The organism is Streptomyces sp. NPDC059850 (assembly GCF_042731515.1).
Taxonomy (GTDB): Bacteria; Actinomycetota; Actinomycetes; order Streptomycetales; family Streptomycetaceae; genus Streptomyces.
Genome location: NZ_JBHWJI010000005.1, coordinates 218,652 through 230,585, shown reverse-complemented (window position 1 = coordinate 230,585; position 11,934 = coordinate 218,652). Strand labels below are relative to the sequence as shown.

Sequence of the window (11,934 nt, the reverse complement as noted above, 5' to 3'; positions counted from 1 at the left end):
CCTCGCGAATCGACTCATGAATCGGATGGAACAAGTCATTACGTCAGTCAGTAAGTAGGTAAGTCAGTCACGCTGAGCGAACCGCTCGACCAGCCGGACCACGCCGTACAGAACGGCGGCGAGCAGGGCGAGCATGACGAGTGTCGAGAACAGGCCGATGGTGTCGGACGCCTGGCGCTGCACCGACAGCAGCTGCCCAAGACCCTCGCCGCCCATGACGAACTCCCCGACCACCGCGCCGGTGATGGAGAGCGTGAGCCCGTTGCGCACCCCGGCGAGGATGCTGGGCAGGGCGAGCGGAAGCTCGATGTACCAGAGCATCCCCCACCACCCCACACCGTCCACCCGCGCGGCGCCCAGCACCTCGGGGTCCAGGGCGCGCAGCCCCAGCACGGTGTTGACGAGGATGGGGAAGAAGACGAGCAGCGCGCACAGCACCGCGATCGGCAGCAGCCCGTAGCCGAGCCACAGCGCGAGCAGCGGCGCCAGCGCCACCGCGGGCACGGCCTGCGAGGCCGCGATATACGGCTGGAGCGCGGCGGCCGCGAGATCGCTGCGGGCGATGAGATAGCCGAGCGGCAGCGCCACTCCGATTCCCATACCACTTCCGGCCAGCGCTTCCCGCACGGTTTCCCATGTGTAGTCGACGAGTGAATCGTGCAGCAACAAGTCGACGAAATGCCGGGCCAAGTCGACCGGCCCCGGAAGGTAGAACTCCGCCACCGCTCCGGTACGGGTCACGATGTCCCAGACGAGAAGCAGCGCCAGCCCGAATAGGAGAGGCGGAAACACTCCCCGGAACATGACCCCCGTGCGACGCTCGCCGCCGCTCTCCCGGGTCTTATCCACCCGCCCCGGCCGGGGGGAATCCGGCGCACGCCTCGGCGTCACCGCTTCCGGCTCACCGCGCGCTACCGCCGTGGCCGCCGTACCGCTCCCGTACCCCTCGCCCATCCCCAAATCCCCTTGTATTACTGGCAGTTGTCACATCGCGGCACGCCCAGCGTGCAACCTATCCCCAGCGCACACCGGTTCACAATGTCGATGGGAAGACGAAACAATTCCGATGCCGGACTTCCCACCCCGTCCTCAGCGGTCTCCGAGAATGCCCAGCTCGGAGGCGCGCGCCCCGGCCTGGAAGCGTGAGTTGGCGTCCAGCAGCTCCAGGATCCCGGTGACATAACGGCGGTACGTACGCACGGAAATCGCCAGATCGCGGGCGGCCGCCTCGTCGGTGACCCCGTCCCGCAGCCGCGCCAGCACCCGCCGCACCATCTCCGTACGGGCGCGGTTGCCGAAGTCGAGCGGGCGCGGGGCGGGGGTGGCGCCCGCCCAGATGGAGCGGAACATGCCGTGGAGCGAGCCGACGACCACCTGGTCCTCGATGACCGAGGTGTGCCGCCCGTTCGCCGACTCCGTGCACACCAGCGCGGTCCGGCCGTCGGCGATCACGGCCGTGGGCAGGGGCACCGGGGCGATCCGGACCTGCGCGGGGCGAGGGGCGGGCGCGGGCCGCTCATCCGCCGTCTCCCCCCGCGCCCCCTCCTCCGCCTGCGCGCCGGGTACGGGCGCGGGCCCCGGGATGGGCGCGGGCAGGGGCCCAGGGCCACCGCCACCCGAGCCTCCGCCGGATCCCGCCCGGCCACGCAACACCCGCACCCCCACCGCGTCGTCGTCCAGGTTCAGCAGCAGCGCGGTGAGCGCCGCGTGCGCCGCCGCCATCCGGCCGGGCGCTTCCGGGAAGACGGCGTCCACCCGCCCCCGGGCGTTGGTGATCACCTGTTCCGCGGCGGCCAGGAACGCCCCGTCCGCCATCCCGACCTGGGTGAACTGCCCCCTTCTCGTTCTGCGGGCCCGGTGTTCGACGACGGTCGCCTCGATGAGGGCCCGCACCTCCCGTAACGTCCGGTCCAGAATGTCCCCCGGATCGCCGGGTTCCGTCATGTCGTTATTCCTGCCTCGCGACGTGGTCAAGGTCGGAGTGCCATGGGTCATGGGTGATGGGTCATGGGTCCATGGGTCTGGGACGGCGGCGGGTCAGCGGTCCGGCAGCAGCCCCAGCTCCACCGCCCGCACCCCCGCCTGGAAGCGGGACCCGGCGCCCAGTTCCCGCATGATCTCGGCGACATACCGGCGGTAGGTCCGCAGGGACACCTGCATGTCGCGCGCCGCCACCTCATCGGTGTGGCCCGTGCGCAGGCATTCCAGGATGCGCCGCGCGTTGGCGGGGCACAGCCGCCCGCCGAGCCTCGGGTAATCCTCAAGCGCCACGGCGTTCCCCCAGGTCCCCGCGAACATCAGCTCCAGGGCCTGCACCGCGGCGGGATCCTCGACCAGCGACGCCTGCCGCCCGCCGCCCCGCGCCGGGTCCGGCGGTTCGTTCCGTACGTAGACGATCTGGCCGTCGACGAACAGCGCCTCCGGTAACTCCCCCTCGCAGACGCGGACCTCGCAGCGCGGATCGGTGCGCGCCAGCGCCCGCACCCGGGCCGCCTCCAGCGCCCGCGGCAGACACAGCAGCCGCACCGCGCGGCGCCCACGGCCGCCCCGGGCGGGCCGGGCCAGTGCGGCGCAGACCACCTCCGACTGCTCCTCGCCGCCCGACAGGACGACGCTCACGGTCCGTTCGGCCCCGTCCACGAGCGTGTCCACGACCTCGGCGAGCGGCACCTGCCCGAGAGCCTTCCCCGCCCAGGAGTCCTGGGCCAGCTCCCGCCGGTGCCGGGTGACGGTGGATTCGATCAGATCGCGGGCGGCCAGCAGGGCGCGCTCGACGTAGTCGCCGGTCGCGGCGGGCGGTGAGGAGTCCGTCTCATGCTCAGGAGAAGGCTCGGACCTCGTCACAAGACCAACCATGATTTCCCCTGCAGGGCGACAGTTACCTAGTTTTGCAAATACCGGCCTGGTTCTTGGAATTTCCGTGCCTCATCGTGCTCAATACGCGGAGGCAGCATGGTGCGAAATCACTGACGACAGTAATTCGCGCACAGCGACGACGTCAACGCGGGGCGTGAGGTAAAGAATCGATCAAGTCCGGCGCGTCAGAGTGCGAGACGGCGCTCGACCGACCGCCAAGCGGTGCGTGTTGTCAGCAAGTTTCGAACCATCAGCTCACCAGACCGCTATCCGGACACGATCAGTCGCTCTACGACAACACTCCGCCACGAAGTGGAACCACCGCTGTCCGGTTGCTGCCACACCCCGAACGGGGCATGAGTCACCGCGGGCCCAGGCTTATCCCACCGTGGAAGTCACGCCCCTGGATGACCGGGCCATGGGCCTCCCCGGACATGGAGTTGTGCACCGCCCCCCTCTCCCCCGGGGCGGGCTCGCCGAACTCCCGCAGCCAGGCGGCCAGGTCGCGCCCGAACTCCGGGTCCTGCCGGGACCGCTCGACCAGCAGCTCGGCCAGCCGCCGCAGCCGCTCCTCGTCGTCGTACGGGATGGCGACCGGCTCCGGCTCGCCCGCCGGATCGGCGCCGCCCGCCGGTTCGGCATCGCCGCGCCGCCACACCCGGCGGGCCAGCGCGCCGAGCGATTCCAGGGCCCGCCGCCCCGCCTCGCCCCCCGCGCCCGACACCGCCGCGTTGACCGCCGCGACCAGCGCGCCCGTCGTCACCGGATCCATGACCCTCCCCTGCCGTTCCGTCAACTCGCCGTGACACAACGTTAGCTGCGCGCGCGGTCAGGGATCCACCGATTCGGCGTGCAGCGTGAACCAGACCGTCTTGCCGTCGCCGTGGAGATCCGTACCCCACTCATGGGCCGTCTTGCTGAGCAGGAACATCCCGCGCCCGCACTCCGAGAGGAAGTCCGGCTCCTTGACCACCGGCAGCGAGGTCTCGGAGTCGAAGACGGCGGCGCATATCCCGTACGGGCGGTTCTCCAGCGTCAGTACGCACTCGGGCGAGGCCGCGTGCTTGTGGACGTTGGACAGCAGCTCGGTGACGCACATCGCCGCGGGCGTGATCAGCTCCTCGCGGCCCCACAGCCGCAGCCGGGCCGCGACGGCGCGGCGCACATCGGCGAGTTTCTGCGGGTGGACGCGGAGGCGGAACTCGTACCGCTGCGGGATGTTGTCTGCCATATGTTCCGGGGCCCCTCCAATGCGCAGCGCACTGCCGCCGTGTCACAGGGCGATCCTGGCTCATCGGGAGTGCCACTCGCAATGTTTCGACCCTTTAGCTCACAACTGGCATATGCCGCCTGGTGACCCGAGTCGGCGATAGGCCAGACTGACGGCATGTCCTACCAGCCAGTGCCCACCGTACGGCGCAGGCGTCTGGGTTCGACTCTGCGGAGGCTGCGCACCGAAGCGGGGATGACCCTGGACGCGGCCGCCGAAGCGCTCAACGCGACCGCGAACGGCTCCCCTGGCGCCCGCCACTGGACCGCCCCCAAGCTCTCGCGCATCGAGAACGCCAACGCGACCATCCGCACCACCGAGGTCGAGGTCCTGCTGCGGGCGTACGAGATCACCGACCGGGACATCCAGGTCGCGCTGGAGGGGCTCGCCAAGGACGCGGGCAAGCGCGGCTGGTGGCAGACGTACCGCGGGGTCGTCGCGCCCGCCTACGCCGACTACATATCGCTGGAGTCGGACGCCGACTCGGTCCGCGACTACGCCCCGCTGGTCATCCCCGGGCTGCTCCAGACCTCCGAGTACGCGCGCGAGACAATCGCCGCGAACGCCAGGGCCCGCAGCGCGTCCGAGGTCAGCGCCCTCGCCGAGGTGCGGCTCGCCCGCCAGGCCGTGCTGACCCGCGCGGAGACCCCGCTGAGGCTGTGGGCCGTCATCCACGAGACGGCGCTGCGCCGCCGGTTCACCGACCGCCCGGCCATCATGGCCGAGCAGCTGCGCCGTCTGCTGGACGTGGCGGAGTGGCCGACGGTGACGCTCCAGGTGATGCCGATCGACTCGGCGCCCAACCCGGGGGACGCGGGCGCGTTCACACTTGTGGGCTTTCCGGGTCCGATGCCGGATGTGGTCTCCCAGGAGAACCTGCGCGGCCCCACGTACGTCGAAGGGGTCGACGACGTCAACGTTTTCGTCGACGCCTTCGGCCGCATCGCCGACAGCGCGCTGTCTCCGGATGCGACGAAGGGCCTCATCGCAGATCTCGTATGAGAAAGAGGGCCCCACACATGAACACCTCATGTACCTCTGCACTGTTCGCCGGGAACCAGCACCGTCCGCGCTGGCGCAAGTCCTCGTACTCCGTGGGCGAGGGCCAGTGCGTGGAGATCGCCGCCAGCGGCGGGCGGCTCCTGATCCGGGAGAGCGACGACCCGGGCGTGGTCCTGACCACGGCCCCGGCGACGCTCGCCGCCTTCCTGCGGGGCGCGAAGGCGGGCACGTTCGACGCCTGATGTGAGCCGACGAGGGCCGCCCGGTCGGGAAGACCGGGCGGCCCTTCTGCTCTCGGACCTGCTCTCGGAACCGCTCTCAGACCTGCTCTCAGAACTGCTGTCAGAACTGGACGTCCGAGCACGCGTAGAACGCGTTCCCGGTGTCCGCGATGGTCCAGACGGCGAGGATCACATGCCGTCCGGTCATCCCGCTGGGGATGGTCCCCGAGTGGGAGAGCGTGGACGGCGGCCGCTGGCCGTTGTACGGCACGGTCAAGAAGGACTGGAGGTTCGAGCGGGTGACCTTGGTGCTCGGGTTCCAGCCGTTCTTGGTGATGTAGTACTTGAAGTCGGTGGTCGCGTGGGAGGCCGTGAACCGCCAGTTGAAGGTGTAGCTCTTCCCGGCGGTCAGCTTGGTCGCGGGCCACGTGCCGCCGCGCGGATCGTCGAGCGGGGCGAACCGGCTGTTGCCGCCCGCGCAGATCGTCCCGTCCGCGGGCCCGCCCGACGGGAAGCCCTTGGGCCCTTCGACGCTCTGCGGCTCGTACTGGATCTCGCCACAGTTGGTGACGGTCCCGTTGGCGCACAGCTTCTGCCTGCTGATCGGTGAGTCGGTGTAGCCGTGACCGGTGGCGCTGCCGCCGGTCGCGAGGACGGTGACCGCCGCGAGCCCGATGCCGACCACGGCGGCGCGGATCTTCTTGCGCATGCTTCGCTCCTGAAGGCGTGGGGGTGCTTCTGCGAGCCGTGCGATGCGGTCTAGACCAAGTGGAGCGTAGCCAGGGCTGATGGTCATGTCCATACCAATCACAACCGGCCGTCCGGCACGGTTCGGACCACGCTCCGACCTCCGGTAAGATTCCGTTGTCAGCAGGCGCCGCTAGCTCAGTTGGTTAGAGCAGCTGACTCTTAATCAGCGGGTCCGGGGTTCGAGTCCCTGGCGGCGCACCTGGCTATACGCACGAAAGCCCCGGCACGCATCGCGTGCCGGGGCTTTCGCGTTTCGCTGTCAGTCGCAGGACGGGCACGGGTCGCAGTGGCGGACCGTGACGTCGTCGATGACCGGGCCATAGGCGCCGGAGATGGTGCTGGCGAACGCCAGGGTCGTGGTGGGGCCGGTGGCCACGAAGCTCACCTCGCGGGTCACATAGCCCATGTTCGCCATGGTCTTGCCGGTGATGTCGAAGCTGAAGTTCTGGAAGTTCTGGCCGTTGACCAGGACCTTTCCGCCCTTCAGGGCCGGGCCCCCGGCGGGGTTACCGGCGAGGGAGTACGTCACCGTGTAGCGCTTCCCCGGCACCGTGGTGAAGTTCTGGCTCACCGTGCCCGCGTTGACACCGTTGAGGTCGACGGACTGGTCACCCTCGGCGGCCTGCCAGAACCCGGCCCCGATGTGGTCGACGTTCCCCCCGGTGACCCGCCATGGGCCGATGGTCTGCCCCGTCCCCAGGTTCACGAACGTATTGGCGGCGACCCGGGGCGTCTCGAAGCTGCCGTCGTCGAAGTGGCTGGCCGCGGGCGCGGCCAGCGCGGCGCCCGTACCGGCTCCCGCGAGGACACCGGCGACGATGACCGCGGCAGCGAAGGTGCGAATGGGCGACATGTTCCCCTCCTGAATGAAAGATGCGCGAGCGTCTGAATTGACCGCCCGGATGAATCTCCCGCATCGCCCGGCCGAGACCAAGGCCGAGTCACCGGCGCACGGAGGTGTGCGGGAGGACGAACTCCCCTGGTGCGCCGTCGAGTTGACCAACCCGCCCCCGGCAGCCAGGAATCCCTGGCCAACGCATTGTGCCGGGTGCTCGCATCAGGACATGTCCCGTTCAGGGCATTACTTTTCCCCGCCGACCGGGCTTGCGCTGACGCATACTCATGCTGATCGAACAAAAGGGGCTCTGACAGATTCGATTGGGGAGAAATGGACGACCTCTACAGGTTCTCGCTGGCAGAGAACATCGGGGACCTCGCAGAGGCCCATGCCTTGCGCCTCGTCCGGTACGAGCCTCGTTTCCCGGATAGCGATTTCTGGTGGCTCGACAAGGACCGCGATGTGCACGGCAAGGTATTCACGCTGCACAAAGGGGACCGCATTGGCGCCTCACTGCGGATAGTCCCGGTCACGGCCTGCGTCACGGAGATCGAGGAGCTGGGTCTGCTCCCGGAGGACCTCAAGGGCGACCCCTCGGTGTGGGAGCTGGGCCGACTGGTCTCGGTTCCGAGCCGGGGCCGGGACCTGCCGTACTCCCGCCTGCTCTTCGGGTGGGCGACCCAGTGGGCGAAGGTGAATCTGCCCATCCAGAAGGTCGTCTCGTACTGCCGGGGAGGAAAGGTCTCCGGGTTCGAGGCATCGGGCGCGAAGGTCGTCGCCGGTCCGTACTCGGTGCCCGAGCGGGGCGACGACTACTACACCATCGTGGCCGATCTGCAAGACGTGGTGGACCGCCTCTCCGGCTACGGCTTCGGAACGCTGCTGGAGGCGGCAGCGGCCGGAAAGACGGAATTCTCGACGGCGGAAATCCTCGGCAGCCCGCGCGTCCCGGCGTCCTCCGGGACGAACCCGTAACCCGTAACCCGTAACGCGCAAGAAGCAATCCACACACCGTTCCGTGAAGGAGTTCGACTGCCATGTCCGACACCGAGATCATTCGTCCGGAACTCCGCAAGCAGGTCGACGAAAGGCTCAACAACTACATCAAGAAGTTCTACAACGAGGTCCCGTACGCGACCCACTTCCTGAAGGCCTCGGACGTCGACATGCCGTACTACAAGCGGCACACCATCGAGACCATCCTGCGCATCCGCCGCAAGCGCACCATCGACGCCCACGCCATCCACTACTTCACGCTGCACAACCCGGTCGCGGCGAAGGAATGGGCCGAGTACACCGACGACGAGATGCTCCACGACAAGCTGTTCCTCGCCGACCTGGAGCGGCTCGGCGTCAAGCCCGACGAGGTGTACTCCACCGACCCGTTCCTGGCGACGAAGCTGCTGAACGGCTACTTCCTCTACTGCCAGGAGTTCGAGGGCACCCCCCTCGCCGCCATCGCCAGCAGCTACTTCCTGGAGTACACCACCCGGAAGACCCAGCCGGACTGGCTGGACAACCTGGAGAGCACGCTCGGCAAGGACGAGGTCCGGGGCGCGCGGACGCACGTCAACTACGACATCGACGAGGACCACACCGGCGACGTGTGGAACACCCTGATGTCGCTGGTGGAGTCGGACGCGGACGTCGAGCGCCTGCTGAAGCACTTCGACCACCTCTACAAGCTGTTCACCATGTACTTCACCGAGGCCTACGAGGCCACTCGCGCCAGTGAGGCCGCGCTCGCGGGTTCGACCGCCGCCTGACGGCACCGCACCAAGACGCACCGCACCAAGACGCACCGCACAGCCCGCTGGGTGCCGTGGGCCATTCCCACGGCACCCAGCCCCTCGTGGCATGCCCCAGGCGGACTGGGCGATATGGAAGGGCGTGGACACACGTTATGGAATGGTCGATCGAAGGGCGGCTGGCCGGGGCCTGCAACTGCGGCACCCCCTGTCCTTGCTGGTTCGCCGAGGCGCCGACACACGGCTCGTGCGATGCCATCGGCGTCGGCATCGTCGACAAGGGTTTCTACGGCGACGTCGACCTCACCGGCTGCAAGCTGGGCGTCGCGTACCGCACCGTCAAGCACGTCTGGGACGGCGGACTGAAGGTCGCCGTCTACATCGGCGAGGACACGCCCGAGGCCCAGTCGGCGGCCATGGAACAGATCCTCACGGGCAAGGCGGGCGGGCTGCTGGCCCTGCTCTTCACCCTCGTCGAGGACTTCAAGGGCATCCGCCGGGTCCCGATCGAGATGGACGACTCCGGTGAGAAGCCGTACTTCCAGCTGGGCCGGGCCAGCACGATCCCGCTCAAGCCGCTGCTCGGCAGGGACGGCGAGACACCGATCGCGGTGCACAACGCCCTGATGTCCTTCGGCGGGGAACGGCTGCTGGCGAAGACCGAGAGCCGCTTCTCCGATCCCGACCTGGGATGGGACTGGCCGCTGGTACACGCCGACTTCGGGCCCATGAAAATGGGGTCCGAGGAGTGACGGCGAGCCCGGCGCGGGTGATCCGGCGCCTGACCCTCACCACCGGTGTGTGGATGGTCGCCGTGTCGGGGCTCGCCTGGTGGTGGATGTACTCCGCGGGCCACATGCCGTCGGTGCCGGGGATGGGGCCGGGGACGGAGTCGGGAACGGCCCCGGGGATGACGCCGCCGATGGCCGGACACCACGGGATGGACCACGGGACCACCGCCACCCCGGTCATGTCGCTGGCCGAGGCGCTGATGTTCCTGGCCATGTGGGCCGGGATGGTGGTCGCCATGATGGTGCCGGTGGCGGTCCCCCTCGTCGCGGCGCACCGGTTCGTGACCCGCACCAAGGGGCGTAAGGGCGCGGTGGACACCGGCGTCTTCATCACCGGCTATCTGGTGGTGTGGGTGGTCTCCGGTCTGGTGCCGCTGCTGCTGGTGGCGCTGAAGCGGTGGCTCCTGCCGATCGGTGAGGACAGCACCTGGGCAGTGGCCGGGGCCGGGGCCGTGATCACCGTGGCGGGCGCCTTCCAGTTCACCGGCCTCAAGACCCGCTGCCTGACGGTGTGCCGCAGCCCGCTGTCCTTCGTCCTGACCCATGACTTCGCGGCGGGACGGCTCGGGACCCTGAAGGCGGGGGCGCTCAACGGCCTGTACTGCCTGGGCTGTTGCTGGGCCCTGATGCTGGTCCAGGTGGCGGTGGGGCTGCACAACGTGATCTGGATGGGGGCGCTGACGCTGCTGTTCCTCGCCGAACGCGTGCTCCGGGCCGGGCAGCGCGTCGCGATGGTCACGGGAGCGGCGATGCTGGCGCTGGGAGTGGCCCTGATTCTGGACCCCCTGCTCCCCACTCCACTCGCCGCCATGGTCACCTGATCGCCTATAGCGATTCGTCTTAAATGGGCTCCTTCCTGCTCGGGACACCGGTTCCCGAGCGGGAAGGAGCCGACCTTATTGGCCATTCGTCGCTCCGGGGTGAACGGCCAGCCGAGTGGTTAGGCTGTGCCCGTGACTCGAGCCCAACTGAGGGAAGATGGCATGCCTGACACTTCCATGGCCGACTCCGCGGGCAGGTCCGTCACCCCCCGTCAATTAGCGGCGCTCTTACCTGATCTGTCCAAGAGCCGACCTGCCTATCGGCATCTCGCCCAGGCCATCCGGTCACTGATCCTCGAAGGCCGGCTGGCCCTTCATGTACGGCTTCCCGCCGAGCGCGAACTCGCGGGGGTCCTCACCCTCAGCCGCCCGACCATCACGGCGGCCTACGATCTGCTGCGCGGCAGCGGATACGCCCGCAGCCGCCGGGGTTCCGGGACCTGGACCATGCTGCCGGACGGTCTGCGGCCGGCCGGTGCCCGGCAGCCGCTGTCCCCCGAGGATGAGAACATCGACCTGGCTGCGGCCGCCCTCGGGCTCCCCGAGACCATGCTGACTGAAGCGCTCGCCCAGTGCGGGCCCCTGCTCACGCAGCATGTGCACACTCCCGGCTACCACCCCTTCGGGCTGCTCGGGCTGCGGTCCGCCATCGCCGACCGGTACACCCAGCGCGGCGTCCCGACCCTGCCCGACCAGATCCTGGTGACCTCGGGCGCCCAGCAGGGGCTGGTGCTGACCCTGAGCCTGCTGGCCTCCCGTGGGGACCGGGTGCTGGTGGAGAACCCGACGTACCCGAACGCGCTGGACGCCATTCGCCGCGCCCGGCTGCGCACCACCCCCGTCCCCGTAGCCGAGTCCGGCTGGGACGAGGAGATACTGCAGGCCACGCTGCGCCAGACACTGCCACGGCTGGCGTACTTGATTCCCGACTTCCAGAACCCGGTCGGCTGCCTCATGCCCGACGAGCAGCGCGGCGAGGTGCTGCGGGCGACCAGCCGTACGGGCACCTGGCTCATCATCGACGAGACGCTCGCCGACATCGCCCTCGACGTGCCCGCGCCGCCGCCGTTCGTCGCCCACGCCGGGCCCGGCAAGGCCGAGCACGTGATCACCGTGGGGTCGATGAGCAAGAGCCACTGGGGTGGCCTGCGCATCGGCTGGCTGCGGGCGACCCCACGGCTGATCACCAAGCTGGCGCAGCTGCGCGTCAGCATGGACATGGCCGGTTCGGTGATGGACCAGCTGCTCGCGACCTCGCTGATCGTGCGGACGGACGAGATCCTGCTGCCCCGGCTCGCGCAGATCCGCCTCCAGCGCGCCGCGCTGCTGACCGCGATGGCCCGCCATCTTCCGCGGTGGCGCGCGCAGGTACCGCCCGGCGGCCTGTCCCTCTGGGTGGATCTGGGCGAGCCGATCGCCTCGTCGCTGGCGGACCGGGTGCTGGCCAAGGGCGTACGGATCGAGGGCGGCGCCCGGTTCGGCGCCGACCCGGGGACGCACGACAACCGTCTGCGCATCCCCTACACGCTTCCGCCCGAGACGCTGGAGGAGGCGGTGCGGCGCCTGGCATCCGTCCTGGCGGACGGGCCGCTGTGCTCCACCGTGGCCAGCCCCCACTGGGTCGCCTGACACCACAC

At 69.2% G+C, this 11,934-nt stretch carries 14 protein-coding genes and 1 tRNA gene; 8 read left to right on the top strand and 7 right to left on the bottom strand.

Going from position 1 to position 11,934, the window contains the following annotated elements; all coding sequences use genetic code 11:
- Window positions 1-63: 63 nt before the first annotated feature.
- From ACFV9T_RS06515 to ACFV9T_RS06495, 5 genes are all read right to left on the bottom strand, one after another.
- A complete protein-coding gene (locus ACFV9T_RS06515; protein ID WP_385437142.1) occupies window positions 64-627 on the bottom strand; it encodes an ABC transporter permease in 564 nt (187 codons plus the stop codon).
- A gap of 462 nt (window positions 628-1,089) precedes the next feature.
- The gene (locus ACFV9T_RS06510) at window positions 1,090-1,944 is read right to left on the bottom strand and encodes a helix-turn-helix transcriptional regulator (RefSeq protein ID WP_385437091.1); all 855 of its coding nucleotides are present in this window, start codon (window positions 1,942-1,944) and stop codon (window positions 1,090-1,092) included.
- A gap of 93 nt (window positions 1,945-2,037) precedes the next feature.
- A complete protein-coding gene (locus ACFV9T_RS06505) occupies window positions 2,038-2,844 on the bottom strand; it encodes a response regulator transcription factor (protein WP_385437089.1) in 807 nt (268 codons plus the stop codon).
- A 373-nt stretch (window positions 2,845-3,217) separates the two neighbouring features.
- Window positions 3,218-3,628 carry a hypothetical protein gene (locus ACFV9T_RS06500; RefSeq protein ID WP_385437088.1) on the bottom strand — a complete coding sequence of 137 codons (411 nt, stop codon included), beginning with the start codon at window positions 3,626-3,628 and terminating at the stop codon, window positions 3,218-3,220.
- Between the two features lie 57 nt (window positions 3,629-3,685).
- Window positions 3,686-4,087, bottom strand: coding sequence for an ATP-binding protein (locus ACFV9T_RS06495; RefSeq protein ID WP_385437086.1), 402 nt, complete (start codon window positions 4,085-4,087; stop codon window positions 3,686-3,688).
- 156 nt (window positions 4,088-4,243) lie between these two features.
- Between ACFV9T_RS06495 and ACFV9T_RS06490 the strand changes: the two genes are divergently transcribed.
- Both ACFV9T_RS06490 and ACFV9T_RS06485 read left to right on the top strand, forming a co-directional pair.
- Entirely contained in the window at window positions 4,244-5,128 is an 885-nt protein-coding gene (locus ACFV9T_RS06490; protein ID WP_385437085.1) for a DUF5753 domain-containing protein, read from the top strand.
- A gap of 17 nt (window positions 5,129-5,145) precedes the next feature.
- Window positions 5,146-5,370: a DUF397 domain-containing protein gene (locus ACFV9T_RS06485; RefSeq protein WP_385437084.1), complete on the top strand. Its 225-nt coding sequence runs from the start codon at window positions 5,146-5,148 to the stop codon at window positions 5,368-5,370.
- A gap of 100 nt (window positions 5,371-5,470) precedes the next feature.
- Here the strand turns inward: ACFV9T_RS06485 and ACFV9T_RS06480 are convergent, their stop codons facing one another.
- The gene (locus ACFV9T_RS06480) at window positions 5,471-6,058 is read right to left on the bottom strand and encodes a lytic polysaccharide monooxygenase (RefSeq protein WP_385437083.1); all 588 of its coding nucleotides are present in this window, start codon (window positions 6,056-6,058) and stop codon (window positions 5,471-5,473) included.
- Window positions 6,059-6,223: 165 nt separating this feature from the next.
- Here ACFV9T_RS06480 and ACFV9T_RS06475 point away from each other — a divergent pair.
- Window positions 6,224-6,297: transfer RNA gene (locus tag ACFV9T_RS06475), tRNA-Lys, on the top strand.
- 61 nt (window positions 6,298-6,358) lie between these two features.
- Here the strand turns inward: ACFV9T_RS06475 and ACFV9T_RS06470 are convergent.
- The gene (locus tag ACFV9T_RS06470; protein ID WP_385437082.1) at window positions 6,359-6,952 is read right to left on the bottom strand and encodes a choice-of-anchor C family protein; all 594 of its coding nucleotides are present in this window, start codon (window positions 6,950-6,952) and stop codon (window positions 6,359-6,361) included.
- A gap of 315 nt (window positions 6,953-7,267) precedes the next feature.
- On the opposite strand from ACFV9T_RS06470, the gene ACFV9T_RS06465 reads away from it, so the two are divergent.
- The 5 genes from ACFV9T_RS06465 to ACFV9T_RS06445 all read left to right on the top strand — a co-directional run bounded on the left by ACFV9T_RS06465 (window position 7,268) and on the right by ACFV9T_RS06445 (window position 11,926).
- The gene (locus ACFV9T_RS06465) at window positions 7,268-7,912 is read left to right on the top strand and encodes a hypothetical protein (protein ID WP_385437081.1); all 645 of its coding nucleotides are present in this window, start codon (window positions 7,268-7,270) and stop codon (window positions 7,910-7,912) included.
- A gap of 62 nt (window positions 7,913-7,974) precedes the next feature.
- Window positions 7,975-8,703 carry a hypothetical protein gene (locus tag ACFV9T_RS06460; RefSeq protein ID WP_385437080.1) on the top strand — a complete coding sequence of 243 codons (729 nt, stop codon included), beginning with the start codon at window positions 7,975-7,977 and terminating at the stop codon, window positions 8,701-8,703.
- Window positions 8,704-8,840: 137 nt separating this feature from the next.
- A complete protein-coding gene (locus ACFV9T_RS06455) occupies window positions 8,841-9,437 on the top strand; it encodes a DUF1326 domain-containing protein (protein ID WP_385437079.1) in 597 nt (198 codons plus the stop codon).
- Entirely contained in the window at window positions 9,434-10,297 is an 864-nt protein-coding gene (locus ACFV9T_RS06450; RefSeq protein ID WP_385437077.1) for a DUF2182 domain-containing protein, read from the top strand. The genes ACFV9T_RS06455 and ACFV9T_RS06450 overlap by 4 nt, the downstream gene beginning before the upstream one ends.
- Window positions 10,298-10,459: 162 nt before the next feature.
- The gene (locus ACFV9T_RS06445) at window positions 10,460-11,926 is read left to right on the top strand and encodes a PLP-dependent aminotransferase family protein (RefSeq protein ID WP_385437075.1); all 1,467 of its coding nucleotides are present in this window, start codon (window positions 10,460-10,462) and stop codon (window positions 11,924-11,926) included.
- The last annotated feature ends 8 nt before the right edge of the window (window positions 11,927-11,934 follow it).

Bases quoted from the DNA above. Each gene is read 5' to 3' on its own strand.
- ACFV9T_RS06510 (WP_385437091.1), bottom strand. From the start codon at position 1,944: ATGACGGAACCCGGCGATCCGGGGGACATTCTGGACCGGACGTTACGG.
- ACFV9T_RS06500 (WP_385437088.1), bottom strand. From the start codon at position 3,628: ATGGATCCGGTGACGACGGGCGCGCTGGTCGCGGCGGTCAACGCGGCG.
- ACFV9T_RS06495 (WP_385437086.1), bottom strand. From the start codon at position 4,087: ATGGCAGACAACATCCCGCAGCGGTACGAGTTCCGCCTCCGCGTCCAC.
- ACFV9T_RS06490 (WP_385437085.1), top strand. From the start codon at position 4,244: ATGTCCTACCAGCCAGTGCCCACCGTACGGCGCAGGCGTCTGGGTTCG.
- ACFV9T_RS06485 (WP_385437084.1), top strand. From the start codon at position 5,146: ATGAACACCTCATGTACCTCTGCACTGTTCGCCGGGAACCAGCACCGT.
- ACFV9T_RS06480 (WP_385437083.1), bottom strand. From the start codon at position 6,058: ATGCGCAAGAAGATCCGCGCCGCCGTGGTCGGCATCGGGCTCGCGGCG.
- ACFV9T_RS06470 (WP_385437082.1), bottom strand. From the start codon at position 6,952: ATGTCGCCCATTCGCACCTTCGCTGCCGCGGTCATCGTCGCCGGTGTC.
- ACFV9T_RS06465 (WP_385437081.1), top strand. From the start codon at position 7,268: ATGGACGACCTCTACAGGTTCTCGCTGGCAGAGAACATCGGGGACCTC.
- ACFV9T_RS06460 (WP_385437080.1), top strand. From the start codon at position 7,975: ATGTCCGACACCGAGATCATTCGTCCGGAACTCCGCAAGCAGGTCGAC.
- ACFV9T_RS06455 (WP_385437079.1), top strand. From the start codon at position 8,841: ATGGAATGGTCGATCGAAGGGCGGCTGGCCGGGGCCTGCAACTGCGGC.
- ACFV9T_RS06445 (WP_385437075.1), top strand. From the start codon at position 10,460: ATGCCTGACACTTCCATGGCCGACTCCGCGGGCAGGTCCGTCACCCCC.